Genomic DNA, 14,113 nt, shown 5'->3' with positions numbered 1-14,113 from the left:
CGCCGCACCGCCATGAAGATCCGCGGCATCAACGGGAAGTGGAACGCCATGTGGCACTCGTCCCCGCCCACCGCCGGGTCACCGAAGTACTCCACCACGTCCGACGGCCACTGGTTCGCCTCCGCCAGCAGCACCCGGCCGGGGAACTCGTCGTCGACGACCTTGCGGCACTTCTTCAGGAACTCGTGCGTGCGCGGCAGGTTCTCGCAGATCGTGCCCTCCTCCTCGAAGAGGTAGGGCACGGCGTCGAGGCGGAACCCGTCGATGCCGAGGTCGAGCCAGAACCGCAGGATGTCGAGCATCGCCTCCTGCACTTCCGGGTTCTCGTAGTTGAGGTCCGGCTGGTGGCTGAAGAAGCGGTGCCAGAAGAACTGCCCGCGCACCGGGTCGTACGTCCAGTTGGACGACTCCGTGTCGACGAAGATGATCCGCGCGTCGGAGTAGCGCGAGTCGTCGTCGCTCCACACGTAGTAGTCGCCGTACGGGCCGTCCGGGTTCTGCCGCGACTCCTGGAACCACGGGTGCGCGTCACTGGTGTGGTTGAGCACCAGGTCCGTGATCACCCGGATGCCCCGCCGGTGCGCCTCCTCCAGCAGGTAGACGAAGTCCTCCACCGTGCCGAACTCCGGCAGCACCGCACGGAAGTCGCTGATGTCGTACCCGCCGTCACGCAACGGCGAAGCGTAGAACGGCGGCAACCACAGGCAGTCGACGCCCAGCCACTCCAGGTAGTCGAGCCGCGACGCGAGCCCGCGGAGGTCACCGGTCCCGTCGCCGTTGGAGTCGCTGAACGCCCGGACCAGGACCTCGTAGAAGACGGCGCCCTTGTACCAGTCCGGGTTCGGCTTCGCCTGCCGCGCGGACTTGAAGTCCTCGGCCTGCGGCTCGACCAGGAAACCGGCGTCGTCGATGGCTTCTCCGGTGTGCGGTGTTCCTTCCAGCCCGAGTGCAGCGTCGGGACGCGGGTCGTCGACCATGATGCCCACCTCGTCGGGGGTTGTGCGGTGGAGCGGCTTGCGCGCGCTCTAGGAAAAACGTCGTTGGAGGCTCACGACGTGCGCGGTCGCACGCCACGGCTCGAGGCGGACGTAGTTCGCCTGTCCCCAGTCCCAGGTCTCGCCCGTGACCTCGTCGTGCGCGATCACCCGCTCGTGCCAGTCGAACCCGAGGTCGGGCAGGTCGAGGTACAGCGTCCCCTCCTGCGCGTTGTTCGGGTCGAGGCTCACGACCACCACGACGGTGTCACCGGTCCCGGGGTCGCGCTTGCTGAACGCGACCAGGGCGTCGTTGTCCAGCTCTTGGAACTTCAACGTGCGCATCTGCTGCAGCGCGGGGTGCGCCTTGCGGATGTGGTTCAGCTTGCGCAACCACGGTTCGAGAGAACGCCCGTCCGCCAGTGCACGGGCGTAGTCGCGTGGCCGCAGCTGGTACTTCTCGGAGTTGAGGTACTCCTCGCTGCCGGGCTTGACCGCCTCGTGCTCGAACAGCTCGTAGCCGCTGTACACGCCCCACGTGGGGGAGAGCGTCGCCGCCAGTGCCGCACGCAGGCCGAACATGCCGGGGCCGCCGTGCTGCAGCGACTCGTGCAGGATGTCCGGCGTGTTGACGAAGAGGTTCGGCCGCGCCTCGTCCCAGTGGTCGCGGAGGTCCTCGCCGAACTCGATCAGCTCCTGCTTGCTCGTCCGCCACGTGAAGTAGGTGTAGGACTGCGTGAAGCCGAGCTTGGCCAGCCCGTAGAGGCGGGCGGGCCGGGTGAAGGCCTCGGACAGGAACAGCGTGTCCGGGTAGACCTCCTTGACCTTCCAGATCAGCCACTGCCAGAAGTCCGGCGGCTTGGTGTGCGGGTTGTCGACCCGGAAGATCCGCACCCCGTGTTCTGCCCAGTACAGGACCACGCGCAGCACCTCGTGGTAGAGGCCCTGCGGGTCGAGGTCGAAGTTGATCGGGTAGATGTCCTGGTACTTCTTCGGCGGGTTCTCCGCGTACGCGATCGTGCCGTCGGGCCTGGTCGTGAACCACTCCGGGTGCTTGAGCACCCACGGGTGGTCCGGCGCGCACTGCAGCGCGAAGTCCAGCGCCACCTCCAAGCCGAGCTCGTGCGCGCGTGCGACCAGCGCGTCGAAGTCCTCGATGGTGCCCAGCTGCGGGTGGATCGCGTCGTGACCGCCCTCGTCGGCACCGATCGCCCAGGGCGAGCCGGTGTCCTCGGGACCCGCGACGAGCGTGTTGTTGGGGCCCTTCCGGTTCACCCGGCCGATCGGGTGGATCGGCGGGAAGTAGACGACGTCGAAGCCCATGGCCGCGACCCGGTCGAGCTCCTTGGTCGCCGTGGCGAAAGTGCCGTGCACCGCCTGGCCGGTCTCGTCGATCCCGCCGGTGCTGCGCGGGAAGAACTCGTACCAGGAGCCGTACGCGGCCTTCTTCCGGTCGCACCAGACCTTGTGCGGCTTGCCCTTGGTGATCAGCTCGCGCACCGGGTGCTCGAACATCACCTTCTGCACGTCACCGGCCAGCGCCGGGGCCACCCGTTCGGCCAGCGGCCGTTCGTCGTCGCGCAGCGCCGCGGCCGCGTTCATGAGGAGTGCTCGGTCCTGCCTCCGATCGGGGCGCCTTGCCACCCGATCGAGCAGGAGAGCGCCGATTTCGAGGTCGTTCGCGAGTTCGCCGGCCCCCTGGCCGGCGGCGATCTTCACCTCGACGGTGTGGTTCCAGGTGCCCCAGGGATCACTCCACGCATCGACCCGGAAGGTCCACGCGCCCTCGGCGTCGGGAACGATGGTCGCTCCCCACCGGTCGAGCCCGGTTCCCACCTCGTGCATGCGGGTCTGACGAGCGACTCGGTCGTTCGGTCCCCTCCACGTCACTGTGGCCGCGAGCTTGTCGTGCCCCTCGCGCCAGACTGTCGCCTGGACCGGAATGTGTTCTCCCACAACGGCTTTGGCTGGATACCTACCAGCCGACACCACCGGGGATACGTCGTCGATACCGAGCCGTCCACTCATCGGCAGCGCCCTTCCGCCGTGGATCTCCGCGATGCCTGCGAATCTTGCCTTGTTCGGTCAAACGCCCTGTCAGCGGGTTGCCCCAAGTAGATCCGTACCCCGCTGCCGCCGATCGCACACCTCGAACACGGACCGTGTCCGAGGTCTCCCGGCCGGGCCTCCGGCGCCTCGAACCTCTCCAGTGGACCGTTCTCGTGATACCCACCGGGTCACCGGGGTGTTACGGGTACCGTGCCCGCGTGAACAAGGTTGGCGACCGGTACGTCCTGCTCGACCAGCTCGGTGCGGGTGCGATGGGCGTCGTGTGGCGTGCCCGCGACGAGCTGCTGCACCGCGACGTGGCCGTCAAGCAGCTGCTCCTCACCGAGGTGCAGCCGGACGAGTTCCACGAGGCCGTCCAGCGGGCCATGCGCGAGGGCCGCATCGCCGCCCGCCTGCAGCACCCGAACGCGATCGCCGTGTACGACGTCGTGGTCGAGGACGGCAAGCCCTGCCTGGTCATGGAGTACCTGCCGTCGCGCAACCTGTCGGCGCTGCTGAGCGAGCGCGGCACCATGCCCGTGCAGGAGGCGGCCAGGATCGGCTCGCTGGCCGCCGGGGCGCTGGCCGCCGCGCACGAGGCCGGCATCGTGCACCGCGACATCAAGCCCGGCAACGTCCTCATTGGACGCGACGGCGCCGTCAAGATCACCGACTTCGGCATCTCCCGCGCCCTGGGCGACGTGGCCGTGACGAAGACCGGGATGCTCGCGGGCACGCCCGCCTACCTCGCGCCGGAGCTCGCCCGCGGCTCCGAGCCCGCGCCGCCGTCGGACGTGTTCTCGCTCGGCGCGACGATCTACGCGATGACCGAGGGCGAACCGCCGTTCGGCAAGAGCACGAACGACCTCGGCCTGCTCTACAAGGTCGCCCGCGGCGAGACCCGGCCGCCGATGCGCTCCGGCCCGCTCACGCCGCTGCTCACCCGCCTGCTCGCCAACGAGCCGCACCAGCGCCCGACCGCCGCGCAGGCCGCCGAGGCGCTCAGGGCCGTCGCCGCGGGCCAGCAGGTGCCGGCCACGACGTTCATCCCGCCCGGTGCGGGCACGCCGCCCGGTGGCACCGCCGTCCTGCCGCCCGGCACGCCTCCCGGCGGCACGCTGCGCCAGTCCGGCCCGCCGTCGCCGCCGCCGCGCCAGGGACCGGGCACCGGCACGTACGGGGCCGCGTCCCGGCCCCCCACGGCCCGCCAGGCCGTGCCCGCGGGCCCGCCCGGCCCGCCCACCCGGCCGCCCCGCGAGCCCGACCAGGAACCGGAGCCGAAGCGCAACCGCGGCCTCGCGGTGGCCGCCTCGGTGCTCGCCGTCCTGCTGGTCGCGGGCGTCGCCTACGCGATCATCCAGGGCACGGGCGACGACCAGCGGACGGCCGACCCCGGTCCCTCGACGTCGCAGGAGGTCGAGCCGACCAGGCCGACCGCCGGTGACGAGCCGACCACCACCCAGCCGCAGCCGACCCAGAAGCCGCCGGCGCCGACCTACACCACCGCGCCGACCACCACCGCGTCCAAGCCGAGCGGCCCGAAGTTCAGCAAGGCGCAGGTCACGCAGTTCGTGCAGCAGCACTACGGCAAGCTGCCCGGCAACACCGACGCCGCGATCAAGGACTTCACGAAGGAGAGCGCGCCGAGGGCAGCGGACTACCAGGACTACTGGAAGGCGTTCGGCAAGGTCGCGCTGCAGGGCACGCCGCTGGTCGAGGCGAACGACGACGGCTTCTCGGTGACGGTGGCGCTCAAGCTCACCGAGGCCGAGGGGGACAAGACCAAGACCGAGGAGCACACCCTGACCGTCGCCGGTGACGGGGACAGGCCGCTGATCGCGAGCCGCGACCACCCGTAGTCCGCCGGGCGTGTGACCGGGAACGTTGTCAGTGCCGCGGGGGTGCCGGGTAAGTTGCCTCGTCATGCGAGCACTTCGCCGGTTCACCGTCCGCGCCAGTCTGCCGGAGCCCCTGTCCGCGCTGAGCACGCTCGCCACCAACCTGCGCTGGACGTGGCACCCGCCGACGCAGGAACTCTTCTCCTCGATCGACTCCCGGGTCTGGTCCGAGGTCGGTGGCGACCCGTTGCGCCTGCTGTCCGCTGTCGGCGCCGCCGACGCGGGACGGCTGGAGACACTTGCGAGAGATGAGCAGTTCCTCCTGAAGGTGCACGCGCTGGCGTCCGACCTCGACCGCTACGTCAACGGTCCGCGCTGGTACCAGCGCCGCCAGGACGAGATCGCCGGGCGCAGGGAGCACGGCGGCGGCACCGACACCCCGTTGCCCACCTCGGTCGCGTACTTCTCGATGGAGTTCGGCGTGCACGAGGCGCTGCCGAACTACTCGGGCGGTCTCGGCATCCTCGCCGGCGACCACCTGAAAGCGGCCTCCGACCTGGGCGTCCCGCTGATCGCGGTCGGCCTGCTGTACCGCTCCGGCTACTTCCGCCAGTCGCTGTCGCTCGACGGCTGGCAGCAGGAGCACTACCCGTCGCTCGACCCGCGCGGCCTGCCGCTGGAGCTGCTCACCGAGCCGTCCGGCCTGCCGCTGCTCGTGCACGTCGCCATGCCCGGTGACCGGGTGCTGCGCGCGAAGATCTGGAAGGCCCAGGTCGGCCGGGTGCCGCTGCTGCTGCTCGACTCCGACGTGGAGCAGAACGACGAGGACCTGCGCGGCGTCACCGACCGGCTCTACGGCGGCGACCAGAACCACCGCATCCGCCAGGAGATCCTGGCCGGCATCGGCGGGGTCCGCGCGGTCCGCACGTTCTGCGAGCTCACCGGGCACGCGCAGCCCGAGGTGTTCCACACGAACGAGGGCCACGCGGGCTTCCTCGGCCTGGAGCGGATCCGCGAGTACATCACCAACGACGGCCTCGACTTCGACCAGGCGCTGACCGCGGCGCGCGCCGGTGCCGTGTTCACCACGCACACCCCCGTGCCCGCGGGCATCGACCGCTTCCCGGTCGACCTGGTCCAGCACTACTTCGGGTCCGAGCAGCTCGTGCCCGGCGTGAACACCCAGCGCATCCTCGCGCTCGGCGCCGAGGACAACCCCGGCATGTTCAACATGGCGCACATGGGCCTGCGCCTGGCCCAGCGCGCCAACGGCGTGTCGAAACTGCACGGCGAGGTCAGCCGGGACATGTTCCGCGGCCTCTGGCCGAGCTTCGACGCCACCGAGGTGCCGATCGGTTCGGTCACGAACGGCGTGCACGGCCCGACCTGGGCGGCGGCGGAGATGAGCCGCCTGCTCGGCGCCTCCGAGGCGGACACGCAGACCAGCGGCATCGGTCTCGGCGCGTTCGAGCCGGTCACCGACGCGGGCCTGTGGGAGCTGCGCTCGACGCTGCGCGGCCGGCTCGTCGACGAGGTGCGCAGGCGGCTGCGCGAGTCGTGGCTGCAGCGCGGCGCCTCCGCCCTGGAGCTGGGCTGGACCGACGGCGTGTTCGACCCCGGCGTGCTCACCGTCGGGTTCGCCCGCCGCGTGCCGACCTACAAGCGCCTCACGCTGATGCTGCGCGACCCGGAGCGGCTGCGGTCGCTGCTGCTGCACCCCGAACGGCCCGTGCAGCTCGTGGTGGCCGGCAAGTCGCACCCGGCCGACGACGGCGGCAAGGCCCTGATCCAGCAGATCGTGCGCTACGCCGACGACGCGGGCGTGCGCCACCGGATCGTGTTCCTGCCCGACTACGACATGTCGATGGCCCGCTACCTGTACTGGGGCTGCGACGTGTGGCTGAACAACCCGATGCGCCCGCTGGAGGCGTGCGGCACGTCCGGCATGAAGGCCGCGCTGAACGGCGGGCTCAACCTGTCCATCCGCGACGGCTGGTGGGACGAGCTCTACGACGGCTCCAACGGCTGGGCCATCCCGACCGCGGACGGCGTCAACGACCCGATCCGGCGCGACGACCTGGAGGCCAACGCGCTCTACGAGCTGCTCGGCTCGCAGGTCGCGCCGCTGTTCTACGACCGCAACGAGGACGGCGTCCCGCTGCGGTGGATGTCCATGGTCCGGCACACGCTGGCCTCGCTCGGCCCGGTCGTGCAGGCCTCGCGCATGGTCCGCGAGTACGTGGAGACGTACTACGCGCCGGCCGCCGCGTCCGCCCAGAACGTCGTCGGTGAGGGCTTCCGCGGCGCGAAGGAGCTGTCGGCGTACCGGCACCGGCTGCGCGCCTCGTGGACGCGGGTGCGGGTGCTCGACAGCGACCTGGTGATCGCCGGGTCGTCGGTGCCGGTGCTCGGGTCGCCGGTCGTGGTGCGCGCCCGCGTCGAGCTGGCCGGCCTGGAACCGTCCGAAGTGGACGTCCAGGTGGTGCTCGGCAAGCTCACCCACGACTCGGACGAGCTGAAGGACGTCGTCACCGCGCCGATGAACTACGCGGGCAACGGCAACTACGAGGCCGAGGTGCCGCTGCCGCACGCCGGTGCGCTGGGCTACACCGTCCGCGTGCTGCCCCGGCACGGCCTGCTGGCCTCGCCCGCGGAGCTGGGACGCGTGGTCCTGGCCGGCTGACCGCTCAGCCCGATCGACGCAGGGCATCCAGCTCGCCTTCTTCCGGCGGGCTGGATGCCCTGATTTGTTCATTTTCACCGTGCCCGGTCACTGCTCGTGACCTGGTTCAGGCGCATCTCGCCCAGGCACGTCTCCCTCGTCCGGATGACGCCCTTTTCCGGCGGGTGATTTCACGATCCCCGCTGGTAGGGGTCGGTGGACCGACTTACGCTCGATCGCATCGGACGAACCGCAGCCGAATTCCGACGGAACTTTCCGGCGCGGCCCCACCTGATTGCGCATTGAGGAAGAAGGTAGCCGTGAAGAAGACGATTACCGCGCTCTCGCTCGCCGCAGCTCTGTTCGCCGCCTCCACGGTTCCGGCTGCCTCCGTCACGACCGCCGCGCCGGAACCGCCCGCCGCCTGCGCCGACCTCGTCTCCGACCTGGCGGCGAAGCTCAAGAAGGCCGTCGCCAGCCTCGTCCCGACCCCTGACGTGGCCGCGCTGACACCGCTGGTCGGTGACGTGCTCGCCATCCTGACGGCGATGCAGGACGCGGGATGTCTGCCGGCACCACCGGTCAGCGCGCCGAGCGTGCCCGCGCCGGTCACCGCGAAGACCTACGAGGGACCCGCCGACCAGTGCGTGGCGGCCGTGCTGAACCTGATCTCGTCCGTCGCCGGTCTCGGCGGCACGGTGCTGGGTGCGGCCGCCGGAGCCCAGCCCGACGCCGCCAAGCTGACCGAGCTGCTGAAGGGCGTGCTGAAGGACGCCGAGGACCTGCTCGCGAAGTGCGGCCTGCCGAAGCCGTCCGGTGGCATGCCCGCGATGTCGGGCGCGCCGCTGCCGGTCGGGCAGGGCTGATCCGGCGCGGGGTGGGAAGGGCCCGTCACGGTGTCGGTGGCGGGCCCTTCCCACCGGTGGGTCAGCTGATCTCCAGCCGGGCGCGGGTCGCCGCGACCCGCGGGTACCAGCCGGCGAGCTCGTGCGCCTCGGCCACGAACGCACGCGCCTTCGCGTTGTCGCCGTCCGCCATCCACGCCCGCGCGACCGTGACCAGGTCGTCCGCCCGCCCCAGCGCCTGCTCGCTGTTCTCCGCGGCCCACGTCGCGAGCTTGCGCGCCTCCGCGTTCTGCCCCTCGATCAACGCGATCAGCGCCAGCGTCCCGTGCGCCCGGTGCTTCGGGTACCCCGCCTCGTAGGCGTTGACCAGCATGTTCTTCGCCGTCTCCAGCCCGATCTCGCGCGGGAACTGCCCGGACTCCACGGCCTGCGCCGCCACCCCCGCGGCCGTGGCCATGACGAACGCGAGCTCCCGCTGGGAGAGGTCCGAACGCGAGCTCAACCCGACCACCGTCTGCAACGCGTCGAGGTACTTCTCCCGCGCGCACGCCGTGACGACCTTGAGCCCGACCACGGTCAGCAGGTGCGGGTACCGCGCGACCGCCTCCTCGTAGATCCGCTCCGCCGCCTCGACGTCACCGCGGTGGTAGGCGTCCATCCCCGCCCCCACCAGCGGGCGTGCCTCCATCTCGTCGAGCGGCCGCCCGCTGACCTTCGGCAACCGGAACACGAACCACCCCAGGCTCGTGTGCCCCGGCTTCTCGAGCGGCCACAGCTGCACCGCGAGCAGCGCCGTCGAGGCGAGCGCCATGCCCTTGCCGAACGCCCAGCCGGTGAGCAGCCACGTCACCGCCACGAACAGCGCGGTCACCACGATCGCGGTGACCCCTGCCAGCACGGTCCGGCGCCGCACCCCCGGCTTCACCCCGGTGAAGCTCAACGACGCGAGCAGCGGCACCGACCGCAGCACGACCCGGCGGTCGTTGCTCGTCCACGACCTCACCTCGCTGCCCACGCCGATCGTCACGTGGGTGAGCCGCAGTCCGAAGAGGACGGCGCCGAGCGCCAGCCCCGCCTGCACCACGCTCAGCTCCAGCAGCAACCCGGTCACCGCCCCCGCGAGCCCCAGGTACCAGGCCGACGGGTCCCACGCGATCGTGCCCGCCACGACCAGGGCCGCGAGGGCCCAGCGCACAACTGTCACGGTTCGCAGACGCTACTCGGCGGGCTCGCGGTTCCCGGCTCGGGCCGATGTGGGGGACCGGCCGGCCGTCGGCGCGCCTCGGAGCGCCGTTCCCGGACCACCGGCTTCGGCGCACCAGCCCAGGTTCCCCGGCCTCACGCCACCGCCTGCGTGCCGCCCTCCCGCACCGGCAGTCCCGCGGCCCGCCACGCCCGGTACCCGCCCACGAGGTCCGTCGCGTTCGGCAGCCCGATCCGTTGCAGGTCCCGCGCCGCCAGCGACGACGAGTAGCCCTCGTTGCAGACCACGACGACCGTGGTGTCGGCGGTGAACCCGGGCAGCCGCCAGTCGCCGGTCGGGTCGAGCCGCCACTCCAGCACGATCCGCTCGACCACCACGGAGTTCTCGATCTCGCCCTCGGCGAGCCGGTTGGGCAGCGGCCGGATGTCGACGACCAGCGCGTCCGGCAGGGCGTGCACCTCCTGCGGGGTGAGGCGGGTGAGGTGGGCGCGGGCGGCTTCGAGGTAGGTGTCGACGTTGCTCACGGGCCCTCCAGGTCGGCCAGCCGGCGCAGCTCGGACAGCGGCAGCCGTTGTGCGGGCAGGGGTGGGATCTGGTCGGGGATGTCGAGCAGCGACGCGTACTCGCGCGTGGGCACGAGGGGCGGTGAGTAAGCGTGCACGGTGGCTGCGGGGGTGTCGAAGGGGTTCGTCACCTGGTGGGCGCGGCCGGAGCCGAAGCCCAGCGCATCGCCGGTCGTGCGCACGGCGGAGCGGACCGGGCCGGCCGGGTAGCGGTAGTCCTCGTGCAGCCGGCCGGTCAGCACGGTGAACGAGCCCGCGGACCCGCCGTGGTCGTGCGGTTCGGTGCCCTGGCCGGGCAACCACGACAGCAGCCACAGCTCGACGCCCTCGGTCAGGCCCAGGCGCGCCCACCAGCGGCGTTCGGCCGAGTACTCCAGGACCTGGAGCAGGCCCGTGGTCAGCTCGCTCGCCACGAACGAGGTCAGGTCGCGCAGCTCGCGCGGGGTCCACAGCGACCGCGACGGGTGGATCACGTCACGCAGCAGCTGGGTGTCCAGGACGGGGTGCAGGTCGTACTCGGAAAGGGTGGAAGTCACCGGCTCGCTCCTGAAGGCCACGTCGGTACGGGGTAGCGATCAAGACGCGACGGCGGCCGTCGTTCAGCGCGCGCGTCGCGTCGAGCTACACCCGCACGACGCCACCAGGACGAGGTCGATCGTGCGGTCGGACCAGTAGTGGACCAGCACGACCGTGATGGTGCCACGATTGCCTCGAAGGCCGCCACAGCGTCCACGGGCTGGTCACCGGAACTGCCTCCGAGCTGCCGGTCAGCGCGGCAGCCGCAGCAACAGCAGCGACCGCGCCTCCATCGTCAGCTTCGTGCGCGGCAGCAGCGCCGAGGTGTCCGCCGGCGAGCCGTCCGGGGTCGTCGTGTCCAGGAACGGCTCGTACGACGGCCCGTACCGCTCGTGCGGCAGCGTCACCGTGATCGCCTCCGCGCCTGAGTGCATCAGCAGCAGCCACGAGTCGTCCGACACCAGCTCGCCGTCGCGGGTGCGGGACAGGCAGTTCGAGCCGTCGACGAACATGCCGAGGGTGCGGCGGCTCTCGTCGAACCAGTCGGTCTCGGCCATCTCCTGGCCGTCCGGCCGGAACCACACCAGGTCCGGGTTGCCGCTCGGGGTCGTGCGGCCCTCGAAGAACTCCGGCTGCCGCAGCGCGGGTGAGGACGAGCGCAGGTCGATCAGCCGCTGCGTGAACCCCAGCAGCGCCTCGCTCGCGTCCGTCCTGGTCCAGTCGACCCACGAGACGCGGTTGTCCAGGCAGTACGCGTTGTTGTTGCCGCCCTGGGTGCGCCACATCTCGTCGCCCGCCACCATCATCGGCGTGCCGGTGGACAGCAGCAGCGTGGCGAGCAGGTTGCGGGCCTGCTTCGCCCGCAGCGCGAGGACGTCCCGGTCGGTCGTCCCGCCCTCGGCGCCGCAGTTCCACGACCGGTTGTCGTTCGTGCCGTCCCGGTTCTCCTCGCCGTTCTCCTCGTTGTGCTTGTCGTTGTAGGACACCAGGTCCCGCAGCGTGAAACCGTCGTGGGCGGTGATGAAGTTGATCGACTGCCACGGGCGGCGCAGGTCGTCGGCGTAGAGGTCGGACGAGCCGGACAGGCGGTAGGCGAGGTCGCGCACCGACGTGTGCCCGCGCCAGAAGTCGCGCACGGTGTCGCGGTAGCGGCCGTTCCACTCCGCCCACTGCATGCCGAAGTCGCCCACCCGGTAGCCGTCGCCGGTCGCGTCCCACGGCTCGGCGATCAGCTTCGCGCGGCACAGCACCGGGTCCGTGGTGATCGCGGTCAGCAGGGCCGAGTCGCGGTCGAAGAACCCGCCGCCGGGACGGCCCATCGTCGAGGCGAGGTCGAACCGGAACCCGTCCACGCCCATCTCCTCCGCCCAGTACCGCAGCGAGTCGGTGACGAGGCGGACGACCTGCGGGGAACCGGCGTCGAGCGTGTTGCCGCAGCCGGTGATGTCGACCGTGCTGCCGCCGCCGGCGTGCAGGTAGTAGCCGGGCGCGTCGAACCCGCGGAACGACAGCGTCGGGCCGTCCGGGCCGCCCTCGCAGGTGTGGTTGTAGACGACGTCGATCAGCACCTCGATGTTCGCCGCGTGCAGCGCCGCGACCATCGTGCGGAACTCCTGCACCTCGTTGCCCGGCTCGCTCGCGTACGCCGGGTGCGGCGCGCAGTACGCCAGCGGCGAGTAGCCCCAGTAGTTGCGGGCCCCGCGGCTGATCAGCGAGGGCTCGTCCTGGAACGCCTGGACCGGCAGCAGCTCGACGGTCGTGACGCCCAGCCTGGTCAGGTGCTCGACCGCGGCCGGGTGCGCGAGGCCGAGGTAGGTGCCGCGCAGCCGCTCCGGGATGTCCGGGTGGCTCTTCGTGAAGCCCTTGACGTGCAGCTCGTAGATCACCGCCTCCTCGAACGGCACCTCGGGCTTGGTCCCGGTGTTCGCGCCGCCCGGCGAGCTGACGACGCTCAGCGGGACGCTGCCCAGCGAGTCCTCCGCCGACGGCGGGCCGTGCATGGGGTCGCCGACGTAGCCCAGCGCCCTGCCCAGGTCGGTGACCGCGCCGGTGATCTGCCGGGCGTACGGGTCGACCAGCAGCTTCGCCGGGTTGCAGCGCAGCCCCCTGCCGGTGTCGTAGGGGCCGTGCACCCGGTAGCCGTAGCGCTGGCCGGGTGTGACGCCGGGCACCAGGCCGTGCCAGACGCCGAACGTCCGCTCGGTCAGCTCCACCCGTTTCTCCGCGCCGTCCTCACCGATCAGGCAGACCTCCACCGCGTCGGCGACGTGCGAGGTCACCGCGAACCGGACACCGCCCGCCTCGGCGTGTGCCCCCAGCGGGAACGGTCGGCCTGCCAGCACCTCGGACTCCGGTCGCGTAGCCATGCCTCCGATCTTGGCATCCGCCACCGACAAAAAACTTGAGACTTCACACAGGCGGCGCAGCGGTCGTGCCCGGTGTGAGGTGCACCCCGATGAGTGGTCGGTCGGAGGCCGTTCGGAACAATGGGGGCGTGGCGGACGTCGACGTGACAGATCTGGTCGTGCACATGGCGGGCGTGTCGGTCCGCCGAGGCAAGAACACGCTGGTCGGCAACATCGACTGGAGCGTGGAGCTGGACGAGCGCTGGGTGGTGCTGGGCCCGAACGGCGCCGGCAAGACCACCCTGCTGAGGCTCTCCAGCGCCGACCTGCACCCGACCAAGGGCAAGGTCCACCTCCTGGGTGAACGCCTCGGCAAGACCGACGTGCAGGAGCTCAAGCCCAGGATCGGGCTGTGCTCGGCGGCGCTCGGCGGCCGCATCCCGCCGGACGAGTCGGTCGTCGACCTCGTCGTCTCCGCCGGCTACGCGGTCCTCGGCCGCTGGCGCGAGGAGTACGGCAAGCAGGACACCGACCGGGCCCGCGAGCTGCTCGGCACGCTCGGCATGGCACACCTCGCCGACCGCCTCTACGGCACGCTGAGCGAGGGCGAGCGCAAGCGCACGCTGATCGCCCGCGCGCTGATGACCGACCCCGAGATGCTGCTGCTCGACGAGCCCGCCGCGGGCCTTGACCTGGGCGGCCGCGAGGACCTCGTGGCGAAGCTCTCCGAGCTCGCGCTCGACCCGGACGCGCCCGCGATGGTGCTGGTCACGCACCACGTCGAGGAGATCCCGCCGGGCTTCACCCACGCCCTGCTGCTGCGCGAGGGCTCGATCGTGGCGCAGGGGCTGCTGGAGGACACCCTCACCGAGGAGAACCTCTCGAAGACGTTCGGCCAGGACCTGGAGCTGCAGAAGTCCGGGGACCGCTTCTTCGCCCGCAGGAAGATCTGACGGCTACTGTGCTTGTCGGCCGCTGCTCCGCAGACGGCGGCGAGTTCGCCGGGAAGCCGGTCATCCGGCCGATCACCGGCACCGAATTGGGCTCCGCCGAATCCGGCACCGGCGGTCAGCCGGACGACCGGCGCGAACTCGCGACTACTGCCGGGTAACGTGAC

General features: G+C 71.3%; 10 protein-coding genes. 4 read left to right on the top strand and 6 right to left on the bottom strand.

Annotated elements, in window-relative coordinates:
* On the bottom strand, positions 1 to 977 hold a 977-nt coding region (locus tag AB0A63_RS16840), incomplete at its 3' end, for an alpha-amylase family glycosyl hydrolase (protein WP_360391438.1).
* Positions 978 to 1,025: 48 nt separating this feature from the next.
* The gene (locus tag AB0A63_RS16835) at positions 1,026 to 3,002 is read right to left on the bottom strand and encodes an alpha-1,4-glucan--maltose-1-phosphate maltosyltransferase (RefSeq protein WP_360391435.1); all 1,977 of its coding nucleotides are present in this window, start codon (positions 3,000 to 3,002) and stop codon (positions 1,026 to 1,028) included.
* Between the two features lie 239 nt (positions 3,003 to 3,241).
* Here AB0A63_RS16835 and AB0A63_RS16830 point away from each other — a divergent pair, with 239 nt between their 5' ends.
* From AB0A63_RS16830 to AB0A63_RS16820, 3 genes are all read left to right on the top strand, one after another.
* Positions 3,242 to 4,882 (top strand): serine/threonine-protein kinase, encoded by a 1,641-nt coding sequence (locus AB0A63_RS16830; protein WP_360391432.1) that lies wholly within the window; start codon positions 3,242 to 3,244, stop codon positions 4,880 to 4,882.
* Between the two features lie 64 nt (positions 4,883 to 4,946).
* Positions 4,947 to 7,544: an alpha-glucan family phosphorylase gene (gene glgP / locus AB0A63_RS16825; protein ID WP_360391430.1), complete on the top strand. Its 2,598-nt coding sequence runs from the start codon at positions 4,947 to 4,949 to the stop codon at positions 7,542 to 7,544.
* Between the two features lie 299 nt (positions 7,545 to 7,843).
* Complete coding sequence (locus AB0A63_RS16820) at positions 7,844 to 8,389, top strand: hypothetical protein (protein WP_360391427.1); 546 nt, start codon at positions 7,844 to 7,846, stop codon at positions 8,387 to 8,389.
* Positions 8,390 to 8,450: 61 nt separating this feature from the next.
* Here AB0A63_RS16820 and AB0A63_RS16815 read toward each other — a convergent pair whose 3' ends face one another.
* From AB0A63_RS16815 to glgX, 4 genes are all read right to left on the bottom strand, one after another.
* The gene (locus AB0A63_RS16815; RefSeq protein WP_360391425.1) at positions 8,451 to 9,572 is read right to left on the bottom strand and encodes a hypothetical protein; all 1,122 of its coding nucleotides are present in this window, start codon (positions 9,570 to 9,572) and stop codon (positions 8,451 to 8,453) included.
* Between the two features lie 134 nt (positions 9,573 to 9,706).
* Entirely contained in the window at positions 9,707 to 10,096 is a 390-nt protein-coding gene (locus AB0A63_RS16810) for a rhodanese-like domain-containing protein (RefSeq protein WP_360391422.1), read from the bottom strand.
* Entirely contained in the window at positions 10,093 to 10,671 is a 579-nt protein-coding gene (locus AB0A63_RS16805) for a cysteine dioxygenase family protein (protein ID WP_360391420.1), read from the bottom strand. The genes AB0A63_RS16810 and AB0A63_RS16805 overlap by 4 nt, the downstream gene beginning before the upstream one ends.
* A gap of 231 nt (positions 10,672 to 10,902) precedes the next feature.
* Entirely contained in the window at positions 10,903 to 13,017 is a 2,115-nt protein-coding gene (gene glgX / locus AB0A63_RS16800) for a glycogen debranching protein GlgX (protein WP_360391417.1), read from the bottom strand.
* 164 nt (positions 13,018 to 13,181) lie between these two features.
* Here glgX and AB0A63_RS16795 point away from each other — a divergent pair, with 164 nt between their 5' ends.
* The gene (locus AB0A63_RS16795) at positions 13,182 to 13,949 is read left to right on the top strand and encodes an ABC transporter ATP-binding protein (RefSeq protein ID WP_360391522.1); all 768 of its coding nucleotides are present in this window, start codon (positions 13,182 to 13,184) and stop codon (positions 13,947 to 13,949) included.
* Positions 13,950 to 14,113: the final 164 nt, after the last annotated feature.

It is taken from the genome of Lentzea sp. NPDC042327 (assembly GCF_040647275.1).
GTDB lineage: Bacteria > Actinomycetota > Actinomycetes > Mycobacteriales > Pseudonocardiaceae > Lentzea.
Note: the sequence above shows the minus strand (reverse complement) of the source record. Positions and strands in the feature narration are given on the sequence as shown.

Coding starts and splice junctions, on each gene's coding strand:
- AB0A63_RS16795 (WP_360391522.1), top strand. CDS start 13,182: ATGGCGGGCGTGTCGGTCCGCCGAGGCAAGAACACGCTGGTCGGCAAC.
- glgP (WP_360391430.1), top strand. CDS start 4,947: ATGCGAGCACTTCGCCGGTTCACCGTCCGCGCCAGTCTGCCGGAGCCC.
- glgX (WP_360391417.1), bottom strand. CDS start 13,017: ATGGCTACGCGACCGGAGTCCGAGGTGCTGGCAGGCCGACCGTTCCCG.
- AB0A63_RS16835 (WP_360391435.1), bottom strand. CDS start 3,002: ATGAGTGGACGGCTCGGTATCGACGACGTATCCCCGGTGGTGTCGGCT.